Genomic DNA, 14,174 nt, shown 5'->3' on the forward strand with positions numbered 1-14,174 from the left:
GCGAGGCGGTTCAACCGGACCTGATCACGGAGGAAAGCTCATGGCGACGAGCAAACACACGTTCTGCCGAATCTGCGAGCCGCTGTGTCCGCTGGTGGCCGAACTCGACGACAGCGGGGCCGTAATCCGGCTCCGCCCCGATCGCGAACATCCGGTCACCAGGGGATTTGCTTGCCATAAGGGTCTTTCCTACCTCGATGTGCACGATGATCCGGATCGCCTGGACTATCCATTGCGGCGCACGAATCCGCGTTCCGAGCCTGTTGGCAAGTTCGAGCGCGTAACCTGGGACGAGGCGCTGGCCGACATCGGCCAGCGGCTGCGCGGGCTCCGCGACCAACACGGGCCAAACGCGATCGGCACCTACTACGGCAATCCGGTCGCGTTCAATACCAAGGGTTTTCTACCCGCCCTGACCCTGCCCGCGAGAATCGGCACGCGCCACAGCTTCGGCGCCGGCACTCAGGACATGGCCAACAAACCGGCGGCGCTGGAAGCGATATTCGGCTCGTCACAGTGGTCGATTCCGGACTTCTACAACACGCATTATCTGCTGTGTTTCGGCTCCAATCCGAAAGTCTCGCACTGGACGACGCTGTCGACCCACAAGCCGATGCACGTACTACACGACATAACATCGCGCGGCGGCAAGGTGCGCTTCGTTAATCCGCGGCGCATCGAGTCCGTCGGCGAATCGACCGGCGAATTGATACCGATCAGGCCGGACACCGATGTCTACCTGATGGCGGCGATGCTGCACGAGATCGACACTACTGTCGGCTTCGATGCCCAGGTGATCCACCGTTACGGCAAGCATGTCGCGGAGCTGCGCGCGTTCGTCGCGCGCTATCCGGCCGAGCGGGTGGCGCGGGTGACGGGAATCGCGGCTGACGTCATTCGCCGGCTCGCCAGCGAATTCGGCGAAGCGAAGTCGGCATCGGTGTACATGGCCACCGGCGTCAACCAGGGCCGGCAGGGCACGCTGGCGTACTGGCTGCTCAACATGCTGAGTTTCGTGACCGGCAATCTCGGCCGCAGCGGCGGCAACTACCACGCCCGAGGCTTCAGCCCGACGACCACCGGCGCGCCGCCTCCGGCGGTCGAGTATTTCGATACGCCACTCGGCAAGATGCGTCACTGCTTTTTCTCGCTGCCGGGCAATCTGTTGTCCGACTTCATCGAAGTGGAGCAGGACCCGATACGCGCGCTACTCGTGCTCTCGGGCAATCCGCTGCTGTCGATGAGTGGCGAAGAGCGCTTGCGCAAGGCCTTGCCCAAGCTCGACCTCGTGGTCTGCATCGATCTCTACCGCAATGCGACCGGCGAGTACGCGGACTACATCCTGCCGGCCAGCGACTGGCTCGAACGCGAAGACCTCACGCACACTTCCAACGGCTCGCAGCCCAATCCCTATGTGCAATACACCGACGCCGTCGTGCCACCCAAGGGCGAGCGCCGGAGTGACTGGTGGATCATCGCGCGGTTGGAGCGTGAACTGGGTTTGGACAACATGCTGGACGGCGATCCGCCGCAGCATCTGGGCTTTCTCGATATCGTGCTCGGCGCCTCGAAGCTGACGGTCGACGCACTGCGCATGATGCCGCACCAGACCGCGGTGCTTCCGCAGGCGCCGCGCGAGGCGTTCTACGACGATCTGCTGACCTCGGAAGACAAAAAGGTCGACTGCTGTCCCGAACTATTCGCCGAGGCGCTCAACCGCTGCGAGACGATCTTCGAGGAACTTGCGCATGAGGATCCGCATCAGCTGAAAGTCATCTCGCTGCGCACCAACTACATGCACAACGGCAACCTCGCCAACATGAAAGCGCTCAAGTCGGAACGCCACGGGCTGAACCCGCTGCACATTCATCCCGACGATGCAGGACGCCGGGGCCTTGTGGAAGGCGATGTGGCACGGGTGTTCAACGACAACGGCAGTGTGACCACACACATCACTTATGACGACACGCTGATGCCCGGTGTGGTCGCATTGAGTCATGGCTACGGGCACCAGCAGGCGCCGGGCATCACCAAGGCCTACGCACTTCCGGGCGTGAACACCAATCGCCTGATGCCGGCCGGCCCCGGCAGTTACGACAAGCTCAGTAACATGTCACACATGACCGGCGTTGCAGTGGAGGTTGAGAAGTCGCAGTAACCCGACCCCTGGATTCCCGCCGGTATTGCGAACAGTTCGAGGTGCGCGCGTCGGATCGCCACTCAAGCGTAGCGCTTGTCCGCCGACAGGCGACGAATCCTTTGTATTGCGAAGCGCGTCTCTTGATCAACTCGCTGTTCGTCCGCAGGAAATTCGTCGCGGACGGCCGTAAACGGAACCAGCTTGGTATCCAGCTTCTTAGGCGGTCTGCCGCTGACGAGCCTTTGCAGGCGAACAAACAGAAAGCCGCTCTCCAGACCTGCAGTGTCCAGCCAGTTGTACACGCCGGGATCCTTCGGGCTGATAACGAACCTGAAAAGCCCGTCGCTGGAGACGCGGGACTGTGTCGCGTTGAGGCTGGACTGAACGTTCCGATAGTGAATGCTGTTGAACCAGTGCGGATGCGCCAGGGCCAGGCTTTGATACAGCGCGGTCGAGGGCTCCATGGTGATGATCAGTGCCTGGTCGGCATGCACCTTGAACCTACACTTGGTATTGAACTGGCCGGGAAAATATCCGGCGTCTGCCGGGCCCACTGCGGGAGCCTGCAACTCGTTCAAAGGCAGAATCTGCGCCCAGTTGAGCGAGAAATCATTCATGAATCTGACCTGGTGGACCAACTCGGTGGCGGCTTGCACGAACAAGGCCTGTACCTCGTCAGGTGAAGGTCGCCTGAAGGGCAGCTTGGCCCTGCCCTCTCCCAGGCGTTCGATGAGCATCGGCGTCGGCTGCTCGCGCGTCCAGTCATTCACGGTTTGACGAACGAACACGGTCCGGGCCTTAGCTCCGGCTTTCATCCAGTTTCCACTTCGCGGCGAACCACCGACGAACAGCTCGAAGCGACCATCCGCGTCGGTCTGCAATCGGCCGGTCTCGAGCGCGTCGATTCTGTCGCCGACAACGCCATCGTCGCCGGCCAATCCGCTGAGAATCTCGAAGCAGTAGTCGACGGTATTGCCGCGGTTGCCGATGATCCGGTACTCCCCCATGCCGTCGATCTGGGCGGAGAAGTAATGGTGATCGGGCGTTGGCAGGCCCCAGGTTCGGATCTGATCCATATCCCGCACGAAGCACGGCCGGTCGAGATCGTAGCCCTTGAATACCCGCTCCAGATGAAAATTCCACATGCCGGCCAGGTATAGATAACCATCCGCCAGATCCAGATCGGTGGTGTCCGGACGAGCGCGGATGATCGCCTCGACCTCGCGCGCCGCGCCGAGAAAGGATTCATAGCCCGCCGTCAAAGTGCCGCGTGCCGCTTCGATATCGTTTTGCGCTTGCACGTTGATGCCCCTGTCGTTGCCCACGTCGCTCAGACAAAGAGCGTCTGCTCGTGCTCGCCGAATGCCGCGTCGACCTGCTCCGGTGACAGGCCATAGCGTTCCAGCGTGTAGACGTTCTTGCCGTGTTTGTCGGCGGGGTTGTCCGCAATCCAGGCGCGGATCGCAGCCGCACCTTCTGCCGTCAACTCGGTACCGGCACGCCGATAGAATTGCCCAATGTGGTGAATCGGATCGGCGAGCAAGTCGCGATACTCGACTTCCACCAAGTTGAGATGGCTCCCCAGGCGTCGGCGGGTCCGATGAAAACCCAGCATCTCCACTTGCCAGAAATCCAGCGCGATCGACCCGATTTCAGCGGGACCGATTTCCATGGATGAGCCCAGGCTGCTTTCGAGCGCATGGCAGAAGGAGGCCATGACGGTGCGAAAGTCGCGGCGCGGATAGATCAGCGTTGCGCGCGGATGCACGCTCAGCAACTCGTCCAGGCAACCGATGTGGACCGGGCTCTTCAGGACCCAGCGGCGTCCGCGCTTTCCACCATCCTGCCACTGCAGATAGCGCAGCAGATCGGCGACGTATCGATAAGTCGGGAGTCGCGGCAGGGATCGCAGGTAGGCCAGGTACTCCGGCGCGACGAGGCCGGCGAACACATTGCCGACGTGCTGGAACGCGAGGTGATGTAGAAACCAGTCTTCCTCGGCATCGTTCGCAATCGTTGGATGCGCGGCGAACAGCGCGGGATTGTAGGTGCGGATCGCGTTCTCGACCGCCTCTGCCGCAGCCACCCGGCCGACCGGCTGCCCGATGCTCTCGCCTGGAAACGGAGCGGGATTGAGCGTGCGCCAGAACCGCAGGCTCTGCATCGCCGGATCGGCAGAGATCATCCGTTGCAGCACCGTGGTACCGCTTCTGGGAAACCCGAGCACGACGATGGGATCGGAGACATCCTCATCGCGAATTTCAGGATGCCGCGACAGGTCGTCGGCAAAGCGAAGCCGGTTCACCAGGCAACGCTGTATCAGCTGCCGTTGTGCCTCCCGCCCCTCGCGGGTCATTCGCGAGGCACGCATCAGCCGCAAATACACGGCTAAAGGCTCCCTGAAATCTTCGGGGCCGAAGTCGGAAAGGTTGGTCTTGCGACGCGCATCGCCGAGTGCCAGTTCCAGGTCTTCCGATGTCATCGTGTGCCCCTCAATGTTGAGACCAGCCGCCATCGACGCTTAGCGTGGCGCCGGTGACGAAGCTGGACTGGCCGGAACACAGCCACAACGCAGCAGCGGCCAGTTCGTGCGGCTGACCGAGACGTCCCATCGGCGTCATCGCGGTCGCCAGCTCGGCATTCGCGCGATTGTTGGCAAAGCCCTGCTCCAGCATCGGGGTGAGGATGGTGCCGGGGCAGATGGTGTTGACGCGGATACCCTGCTTGGCGAATTCGACGGAAGCGGCCTTGGTCAGGCCCATTACACCGTGCTTGGCGGCGACATAGGGCGCGTGCAGCGGAAAACCGATCAGGCCGGCAACCGATGAGATGTTGACGATCGCTCCACCGCCTTGCTCGAGCATCGCTGTGATTTCGTTCTTCATGCACAGCCAGACGCCCTTCAGGTTGATATCGACCATCTCGTCCCATTCCGCCTCGGTCCAGTCGAGAAAGCCCTTCTGGCCCTCCACGGCCGCATTGTTGATGGCGCAGTCGAGACGCCCATAGCGGTCGATGGTTTTCCGAAGCAGCTCGCTGACGTCCGCCGACTTCGAGACATCTGTTTTCACGTACAGGCATTCACCGCCGGCCTGCCCGATGAATCGGGCCACCTCGTTGCCCTTATCGGCATTTCGGGCTGCAATGACGAGCTTCGCACCAGCCTCGGCGAAAGCGATGGCGATCGCACGCCCGATGCCGGTACTGCCGCCCGTCACCAAGACCACTTTGTTGCTCAAACCCAAATTCATGAGGGTCCCGGAGGTGCCAAGCTTGCGTGGCTCACAAGCTTTTCTGGTGTTGCGGAAAGTTAGACGCTCGCTCGCCGCAAGGCATGAATAATCCTGCTGGCATTGAAGTATCCTGCTGGAATATTGCGACAGACTTTTCGGGCATCGTGCTGAATTGACTTCGAGCGAAAGGAGACGAATATGCAGACGATACGAGCACTGGGCAGCGAGATCCGCTTTCACAGGCGCGAACCCCGGCGCCTCGTTCCCGCGCTGGCCCATGCACGCATCGCTGCCTCATCCGAGGGACTCGGATGGTCGGGGATGTTTCTGGAGGTCGGCACCAACTACGGGTGTGAAGTCGATGAGCTGATGGTCGACGGACATTACGTCGGCATCCAGTTGAACGAGGAAGCGATCCGCATCCTCACCCGCGGCGTCGGCGACTGGAAGACGTTATTGATGCCTTCGCGCAGTCTGTGGATTCATCCCGAGGGAACGCCCTTCTCGGTGCGGCACTCGCTGCGTAGCCGGTGGGCCGGCGCGGTCATCGATGGCCGCTTCCTCGATTCTGTCTTAGGCCACCATCACCAACTGCGTGCCGGCTACGTCGTCGAGGACGAACTGCTGTCGCACCTGCTGCTCGCTCTGATCGGCCAGCTCGATGCAGGCGCACCGCAAGCCGCCGGCGACACGGCGCTATCGGCCTCGCTGATCCACAGCTTCGTGCTCGCGCTGGGCAAGCGCCATGGCATACCGGCACCGCCGCTGCCGATCAATGGCGGCATCGCCCCGTATCAGCTCAAGGCCCTGCTGTCGTGGGTGCAAGCCCATATCAGCAGCGCGTTGACTGTTGAAGCGATGGCGGCGCGTGTCGGCTTGTCTGTTGCGCATTTTGCCCGCGAGTTCAAGCGCTCCATGGGATCGACGCCATGGGCCTACGTTTTGGAACAGCGTCTGATCATGGCGCGTGATCTCCTGCTGCAGGGAACAGCGCCGGGCACCGTGGCGCATCAGTGCGGTTTCGCCGACCAGTCGCATCTTTGCAGGGCCGTGAAAACGCGTTTCGGCCTTACTCCTGGCGCGATGCTCAATCGCTCCGATACCCTGCCCGATTGCAGTAGCACGAGCTAGACGCCATCAGGCCTTGCACAGAGTCGCTTGAGGCGAGCGGCGCAGTATCGCAACCAGATAACCCCCTATCAGTCTTGCAACGACCCTCGCGCCGACACCGGCGGTCACTCCTACGAGCACTTCAACCATCGGGTCTTGCATTGGATCGATATGGCTCAGGCCATTACCGGCTCGGTCAACGAGGCCGACTGCGCCTGCTTCAGTGAGAAACCCAGCGCCTCCAGCTCTACCGGCACGCCGCTCTGTCGCGGCATGCGGTTGCCGGTCTGCAGGTAGTGATGCATGGAGATCAGCCGGCCGGTATGACCGCCGCGCAGCCCCCAGGGGTCGGGCTTGGCACCCGCGCCCCAGCAATGGGTCATCGATACCACGCCTTGACGCATGCTCGCATCCTTGCGCACATAGCCGATGATCTCGCCAAACTCCGAACGCACGCGTACCGCGTCGTCGTCCGATGCGCCGATCGCGGCAAGATCGTCCGGATGAGCATACAGCCGGTTGGTGCCGTGCCGGCCGATGGTGATCGAGTGGCCGTGGAAGCTGCTGTTGAAGCTCTCGATCACTCTGCGCGACGACAGTAGATAAGTCGCCGTGGGCGGTGCCGACATCGCTTTCTCGACCTGGACAATTTCGTCGAACACATCCAGCGGACACAGATCGAGCCTGGCGCCGCTGTCCTCGTCCGGCACTCGCAAGTACTTGTCCTCCATCGGTACGCGATAGCCGCTAGGATTTGCCTTGAGCGTGTCGAAGCTGACCGGCGTGTGCGACACCATCCATTCGATGAGTGCTTCACGGCTGGGCATGTTCTCCATGTCGATCGGGAGCCCGAGCGGCCAGGCGTCGAAATCCATGCCCCAGGGCGCGTTCTTCAGCGTCAGCTGGATGCCGAGCTTCTTTGCCAGCAGCCAGAAGAATTCCTGCTCGCCCAGGGTTTGCGGCGGCGGCGCCACCGACGCCGGCGCGTACTGGATGAACGGGAAATGGAACACCACTTCGGTGAAGGTGGTGACTTCGGAGCGCTCGAACTGCAGTGTCGGCGCGATGATGTAGTGCGACAGCTGGGCCGTCGCACTGTCTTCGCGCGGATCGAAGCTGACCAGCAGTTCGAGCTTCCTGAGCGCCTCATGGGTGCGTTCGGGTTCGCTCAGGCACATCGCCGGATTGGCGCCGGTGACGAACACCGCGCGAATCGACTTGTCGCCGCCGGCCAGTACTTCGTCGGGGAAGATCGACGCGGGGAATTCGCCCATGAGCTTGCCGAAAGCCGCATCGCTGGCGCACTTGGGTTCCTGCTCCCAGCTGCGGTTGGGCGGGATCACCAGCTCCATCGCGGGCCTTTGCATGAACACGCCCGGATTCGGAATCCGCTCACCGGCGCGCAGGTAGCCGCCGACCAGACCGGTCAGCGCTTCGACCAGATGTTCGGCGGTGTTTGAGAACGCGGCCATGTTGTGACCGGTGCCGGTACCCAGTCCGGGCTTCTTCGCCTCGCCCAGCATCCACGCCGCCTGTTCGAGCAACGGCGCCTCGATACCTGCAGACGCAGCGACACGCTCGGGCGTGAACGGCTCCACCGCCTCGCGCAGGCGATCGAGATTGATCGTCCAGCGCTCGACGAAAGCCTTGTCCTCCCAGCCGTTGACCAGCACCAGGCGCAGCAGCGCGGCGAAGATCTCGGCATCGTGACCGGGCTTGGGCTGGATGAAGATGTCCGCGTAGCGCGCGGTCTCGGTCTGGCGCGGATCAATCACGATGAATTTGGCGCCGCGCTTCTTGGCCGCGCGCATGTGGCCCGCGGTGTTGGTGCAGGGCACCGGTAGCATCGGATAGCCCTGATGCGATATCGGCGGATTGCTGCCGGCGATCAGGATCACGTCGGTGTCGTCGGAGGTCGGCTTGCCGTTGGCCCAGATGCCCATGCGTGCGGCCGTTACCCATTTCGACGCCTGGTCGACGGTCATCGACGAGAAGATCGCCGGTGCGCCGATCTCGCTCATCAGGCTCTTGAGAAACGGCTTGCCGACGCAGTCCGAATACGAGGTCGTGCCGAAGAACGCAGCGAGCGAACGCGGCCCATGCCGGTCCAGGATCCCGCGCAGCTTCTCGGCGATTTCGTCGACCGCCTGGTACTTGTCGATCGCGTGATAGCGCCCATCCTCGCCGCGCTTCAGACACTGCGTGAGGCGCGGCTCGTCGCCGTTGTGCAGATCCGCGGCCATGCGTCCCTTGATACAGGCATAGCCTTCGGACACGGGGTTGCTGCGATCGGTCAGCACCGAGGTGATGCGCTCGTTCTCGACTTCCAGCAGCAGTCCGCAGTTGCCTGCGCAGTTGCGGCAATAGGTGATCTTCTGCACGGTGATTCTCCTCCGCTGTATAGGTTCCGCTGAGTCCGGGGAACTGCGCTTGCGATCTGGGCCGCTGCTGCTTCATCTATTTAAGCAACAATTATCGTTTTTTGTAAACTGTCTCATTGCCGATCTTGGCGGGCGTCTCGCATCCAGCTTCAGTACCGAGAAAGCCTGCCGTATAAAACTCCACCAGGCGATCGATGGTGGTCTGGTGATCCGACAAGCTGGACAGGCCGCGGGTCTCCCGGTCGAGCAGGCAGGAGGCGGTGACGATATGGACGAACGCGGCTTCGACGAAATAGAAGGCCCAGTTGAGCTTGTCCTTGCTCAGGGTCGGCACCGCGCGGCGCAACTGTTCGATGTAGGCGCGCGTCACCGGCGTGTAGCGCTCGCGGTACGGCACTAGCAAGGCCTCCTGGCCGGGAATGGCACCGATCTGCGCCAGTAGCTGCACGTAGGCGCGCGACTTCGCGTCGCGCCCCAGCCAGGACATGATCGGCGTGGCAAGCGCGCGTAGAAGATCGTCGACGCGCGCCGGCGCGCCAGCGGTGGCGGCCATCACCTGATCCAGCGAGGCCTGCACGTCGTTGACGTAGGCACCGGCGCGACGATTCAGTACCGCGCGGAAGAGTTCTTCCTTGGAGCCGAAGTGGTGTGTCGCCAGCGATTTCTGCACACCGGCGTGGCCAGTGATGTCGCTGATCGAAACGCCGTTGTAGCCATGGCCGGCAAACAGGCTTTCGGCGGAGTCGAGAATCGCCTCACGCGTGCTCATCGATATCGGCCGGCCGCGTCCTCGCGTCGATGTGGCACTGCTTGCATCGCGCTTGTCATGAAGCGGGTTTTCCACGCGAGAGGCTCCTGAAGAGTGGGATTTATTTTTCGCGATCCCGACGCGATAGATCGAAACCGCTTGCAAGATAGCCTGATCTGATTATATTGACCATACGGATGATCAATTACAAAGACCGCGCCCTTACAGGCCACGGTCGATGCAGGCGGCGCCACGTACGCACGGTGCCTCTGCCTGCGATGCCGCCAGCGAGCGGCGAGGAGACGACGCGATGGTCCCCAGTCACCAAGCCCGGCCCGTGGCCGAACCCAATCCGCCGGTCGGCGCCGATGGCGACCACGCTACGTTCTGCCGGATGTGCGAGGCCCATTGCGGCATGCTCGCCACCGTGCGCGAAGGGCGGGTGGTGAAAATGGCGCCGGACCGCAAGAACCCACATTCGCTGGGTCACGTCTGCCTCAAGGGCATGGCCGCCGCGGACCTGGCCTACGACCCCGATCGCGTGCTGCGGCCGCTGAAGCGCGTCGGCGCCGCCGGCGAGTTCGTGTCGGTGAGCTGGGATGAAGCGCTCGACGACATCGCCGCCCGACTCAAGGCCCTACGCAAGGCCCATGGCCCCGAGGCCATCGCCTCCTATCTCGGCAACCCGACTTCGTTCGCGAGCGAGAACTTCGTCACCCAGCTCGAACTGATGGCGTCGATGGGCAGCACACGCCAGTACGGCGCCAGTTCGCAGGACACCAATGCGCGCCTGCTCGCCAACTATCTCGCCTACGGCGCGCCGTGGACGACGGGCATTCCCGACCTGCCCAGCTGCGACTACCTGATCGTGATGGGCGGCAACCCGATGGTGTCCAACGGCTCGCTGATGTGGGCGCCGCGCGTCAGCCACGACTTCGACGCGATCGCCAAGCGTGGGCGGGTGCTGGTCGTGGACCCGCGCCGCTCCGAAACTGCCGCGCGCTACGAGCACCTGCCGATACGGCCCAACGGCGATGTGTGGATGCTGCTCGGTATGTTGCGCGTGCTGGTCGACGAAAACCTGATCGAGCCGCAGCTGGTGTCGACCGACGTGGCCGGTTGGGACAGCCTGCGCGAACAGATCCTGCTGCACGACGTCGAGGCCTGCGCCGCGAACTGCGACGTACCCGCCGCGACGATACGCGAAGTCACGCGTGGCTTCGTGAGCGCCAGACGCGCGACGCTCTACAGCCGCATCGGCATCTGCCGCGGGCCCTACGCCACGCTGACCAATTTCCTGATCACAGCGTTCAACGCACTGACCGGAACCTACAGTCTTGAAGGCGGCACGATGTTCGGCCGCGAAGTGTTTCCGGCGCAGAACGCCAAAGTCGGCGGCTATGGCGAGGCGAAGAGCCGCATCGGCGCTGTGCCGACCGTCGCCGGCTTTCTGCCGAGCGCAACGATGCCGGACGACATCCTGATCGATGGCCCAGACAAGGTCCGGGCGCTGCTGATCAGCTGCGGCAATCCGCTGCTCAGCGCGCCGGGCGGCGAGCGCCTCGAAGAGGCCCTGAAAACCCTGGACCTGCTGGTGTCCTTCGATCTCTACGTCAACGAGACCAATCGCCACGCGCACTACATCCTGCCGGGGACGACTCTCCTCGAACGCCCCGACGTTCCGCTGATCGGTTTCGCCTTCATGATCCGCCCCTTCCTGCAATACACCGACGCGGTGATCCCGCCGCTGGGCGAGTGCCGTGACGAATTCGACACCTATCTCGCGATCGTGCGCCGCATGGGCCTGGGCGCGCCGTCGGCCTCGAAGTTCAAGCGCTTCATCGGCAAGCTCGGCATCGTGCCGCGTCCGCTGACGATGATCGACATCGGCCTGCGGCTGGGCCCGGTCGGCGACCGCTTCGGCCTGCGCCCCCGCGGCTGGTCCCTGAAAAAACTGCGCCAGCACCCGCATGGCGTGATGGTCGACCTGCCGCACAGCATGCCGACATGGAGAAAGCGCATCGCGTATCCGGACCGCAAGATCCACGTCTGGCACGAACTGATGCAGGGCGAGTTCGCTCGCCTGTTCGCGGAGCGCGCGCCGCAGTGGCGATTCAGGCTGCTGAGCGTGCGCGAAATGCGCTCGCTGAACTCCTGGCTACACAACCTCGACCGGCTCGTGCGCTCGCAAAAACCGGCGCTGACGATCCATCCGCTGGATGCGGCCGATCTCGGCGTCGCCACTGGCGACTTCGTGTTCATCAGCACCGACGCCGATTGCCTGAAAGTTCCGGTCCGGCTCTCGGACGAAGTGGTCCGTGGCGCTGTCTGCTATCCGCATGGCTGGGGGCACGCGGGTGGCAGTTGGCAGGCCGCCAACGGCACTGGCGGCGTCAACATCAACCGGCTGCTGGGACTCGGGCTGCAAGCCATCGAATTTGTATCCGGCACGTCGTTGATCGATGGCCTCGAAGTATCGCTGGAACGGGTTCCGGCGAGCGAACCCGATTCGACCCAAGCAGTGACGGCACCGGTCGCGGCCACTGCCTAGTGTCGTGAGTCAGAAGTTCCGTGATGAATTCGCCAGTGGCTTTTCGAGTCTGGCAAGGCGTGACGACGAGTCATAGTCGCACTATGGCGAGGAGGAGCAACGCAGCCAGGCGCGAAAAGACACGGCGAATTCGCATGCGAACTTCTGACTCACCACACTAGCAACGGACACCAACAGCAACAATCGGAGGTAGCACATGGCGGCAATGGGTAGCGAGCAGGTCATCGGCGTGCGGCACTGGAACGACTCGTTGTTCTCGTTTACGACCACGCGCGATCCCGCGCTGCGCTTCGAGAATGGCCACTTCGTGATGATGGGGCTGGAGGTCGATGGCCGACCGCTGCTGCGCGCCTACAGCATCGCCAGCGCGAACTACGAAGAGAATCTCGAGTTCTTCAGCATCAAGGTCGAGAACGGGCCGCTGACCTCACGCCTGCAGCACATCAGGCCGGGCGACCGCATCCTGGTGAGCCGCAAGCCTACCGGCACATTGTTGCTGCACGATCTGCGGCCGGGCCGGAATCTCTACATGCTCGCCACGGGCACCGGGCTCGCGCCCTTCCTGTCGCTAGTCAAGGACCCCGAAACCTACGAGCGTTTCGAGAAAGTGGTCCTGGTACACGGCGTGCGCCGGGTCGAGGACTTCGCGTACTACGATTATCTTTCGCAGGATCTGCAGCGCCACGATCTGCTCGGAGATTCAGTGCGCGAAAAACTCGTCTATTACCCGACCGCGACGCGTGAGCCATTCCGCAACAACGGTCGCCTGACCGACCTGCTTGCCGATGGAAGGCTCAGCCGCGACATCGGCCTGCCGCCATTGAGTCCAGAGAGCGATCGCTTCATGCTGTGCGGATCGCCGGGCATGCTCAAGGATACCGCCGCGCTGCTGGATTCCAGAGGTTTCACGATATCGCCGCACATCGGCACACCCGGCGATTACGTGATCGAACGGGCGTTCGTCGAAAAGTGAGGAGCTGACATATGGCCGATGGCCGCAGTCCGGCACCGGGATGGCTGGTCGATCAACATGGCCGGCGCAAGCGCAAGCTGCGCCTGTCGCTGACCGACCGCTGCAATCTGCGCTGCGCCTACTGCATGCCGCAGAACCCCGTATGGCTGCCGCGAAAGGACGTGCTCGATATCGACGAACTGCTGGCGGTGGCGCGGCTGTTCGTCACCGAGCTCGGCATCACCCATATCCGCCTCACTGGCGGTGAGCCCACGCTGCGGGGCGGGCTCGATCAGCTGGTCCTCGGCCTGCAGCCTCTGCGCGCATTGGGTTTGCAGCGCCTTTCGATGACCACCAACGGCACCCGGCTGAGGCCGCTTGCGCGGCTGTTAAGGGAATCCGGGCTCGACGATCTGAATATCAGCATCGACGCGCGCGATCCGGCGCTGTTCCGCAAACTCACGCGCGGCTCGATTGAGCCGGTTCTGGACGGCATTGCTGCGGCCAAAGAAGCCGGCCTGCCATTCAAGCTCAATGCCGTCGTGATCCGCGACTACAACGACGGCGAAATCGCAGCGCTTGCCGACTGGGCGTTCGCGCAGCAGCTGACGCTGCGCTTCATCGAATTCATGCCGCTCGACAATCAGCAGCAATGGAGCCGCGAGCGCGTGGTGACCGAACCCGAGATCCTGGCGCGGCTGTCGCATTACGCGCTCGAGAAGATTCCGCGCAGCGGCGCCGATCCGGCCACCGAGTACCTGCTCGACGGCCGTCATCGGCTCGGCATCATCACCACGGTTTCCAATCCGTTCTGCGGCAGCTGCGATCGGGTGCGGCTAACTGCCACCGGCGAAATCTTTCCGTGCCTGTTCTCGCAGAAGGGCGTCAGCCTGCGCGATGCGCTGCGCCGCGGCGACAACGATGCCCGGCTGGCCGCGCTGATCCGCGACGCGGTGTGGCACAAGGACCGCGGTTTCGCGGCGCCCGGCGGCTACGTCGAACGGCTGGTTTCGATGCACCACCTGGGCGGATGAACAGTCCGGGCCAGCCGTGCATGGA

Annotated in this window: 10 protein-coding genes; 5 read left to right on the plus strand and 5 right to left on the minus strand. The window is 63.1% G+C overall.

The genetic code is table 11. The features are described from left to right. Positions 1–40: 40 nt before the first annotated feature. Positions 41–2,158 carry a molybdopterin-dependent oxidoreductase gene (locus JWQ90_RS13045; RefSeq protein ID WP_299694618.1) on the plus strand — a complete coding sequence of 706 codons (2,118 nt, stop codon included), beginning with the start codon at positions 41–43 and terminating at the stop codon, positions 2,156–2,158. Between the two features lie 62 nt (positions 2,159–2,220). On the opposite strand, the gene JWQ90_RS13050 is transcribed toward JWQ90_RS13045, so the two are convergent. The 3 genes from JWQ90_RS13050 to JWQ90_RS13060 form a co-directional block, all read right to left on the minus strand. Beyond that, positions 2,221–3,285, minus strand: a complete 1,065-nt coding sequence (locus tag JWQ90_RS13050; protein WP_299694621.1) for a hypothetical protein — start codon at positions 3,283–3,285, stop codon at positions 2,221–2,223. Positions 3,286–3,470: 185 nt separating this feature from the next. Then, positions 3,471–4,622: a sulfotransferase gene (locus JWQ90_RS13055; protein ID WP_299694624.1), complete on the minus strand. Its 1,152-nt coding sequence runs from the start codon at positions 4,620–4,622 to the stop codon at positions 3,471–3,473. A gap of 10 nt (positions 4,623–4,632) precedes the next feature. After that, positions 4,633–5,613 (minus strand): glucose 1-dehydrogenase, encoded by a 981-nt coding sequence (locus tag JWQ90_RS13060; protein WP_299694627.1) that lies wholly within the window; start codon positions 5,611–5,613, stop codon positions 4,633–4,635. On the opposite strand from JWQ90_RS13060, the gene JWQ90_RS13065 reads away from it, so the two are divergent. Beyond that, a complete protein-coding gene (locus tag JWQ90_RS13065) occupies positions 5,572–6,504 on the plus strand; it encodes an AraC family transcriptional regulator (RefSeq protein ID WP_299694630.1) in 933 nt (310 codons plus the stop codon). The two genes, JWQ90_RS13060 and JWQ90_RS13065, sit on opposite strands and share 42 nt — an antisense overlap. 155 nt (positions 6,505–6,659) lie before the next feature. On the opposite strand, the gene JWQ90_RS13070 is transcribed toward JWQ90_RS13065, so the two are convergent. Then, positions 6,660–8,864, minus strand: coding sequence for a molybdopterin-dependent oxidoreductase (locus JWQ90_RS13070; protein ID WP_299694632.1), 2,205 nt, complete (start codon positions 8,862–8,864; stop codon positions 6,660–6,662). Positions 8,865–8,955: 91 nt separating this feature from the next. Next, positions 8,956–9,708 carry a TetR/AcrR family transcriptional regulator gene (locus tag JWQ90_RS13075; protein ID WP_299694634.1) on the minus strand — a complete coding sequence of 251 codons (753 nt, stop codon included), beginning with the start codon at positions 9,706–9,708 and terminating at the stop codon, positions 8,956–8,958. Between the two features lie 214 nt (positions 9,709–9,922). Here JWQ90_RS13075 and JWQ90_RS13080 point away from each other — a divergent pair, with 214 nt between their 5' ends. The 3 genes from JWQ90_RS13080 to moaA all read left to right on the plus strand — a co-directional run bounded on the left by JWQ90_RS13080 (position 9,923) and on the right by moaA (position 14,149). Further along, on the plus strand, positions 9,923–12,163 hold the full coding sequence (locus JWQ90_RS13080; protein WP_299694636.1) for a molybdopterin-dependent oxidoreductase: 2,241 nt from the start codon (positions 9,923–9,925) through the stop codon (positions 12,161–12,163). A gap of 196 nt (positions 12,164–12,359) precedes the next feature. After that, the gene (locus JWQ90_RS13085; protein WP_299694638.1) at positions 12,360–13,136 is read left to right on the plus strand and encodes a ferredoxin--NADP reductase; all 777 of its coding nucleotides are present in this window, start codon (positions 12,360–12,362) and stop codon (positions 13,134–13,136) included. Between the two features lie 11 nt (positions 13,137–13,147). Continuing rightward, a complete protein-coding gene (moaA, locus tag JWQ90_RS13090) occupies positions 13,148–14,149 on the plus strand; it encodes a GTP 3',8-cyclase MoaA (protein WP_299694640.1) in 1,002 nt (333 codons plus the stop codon). The last annotated feature ends 25 nt before the right edge of the window (positions 14,150–14,174 follow it).

The organism is Hydrocarboniphaga sp. (assembly GCF_028291725.1).
GTDB lineage: Bacteria > Pseudomonadota > Gammaproteobacteria > Nevskiales > Nevskiaceae > Hydrocarboniphaga.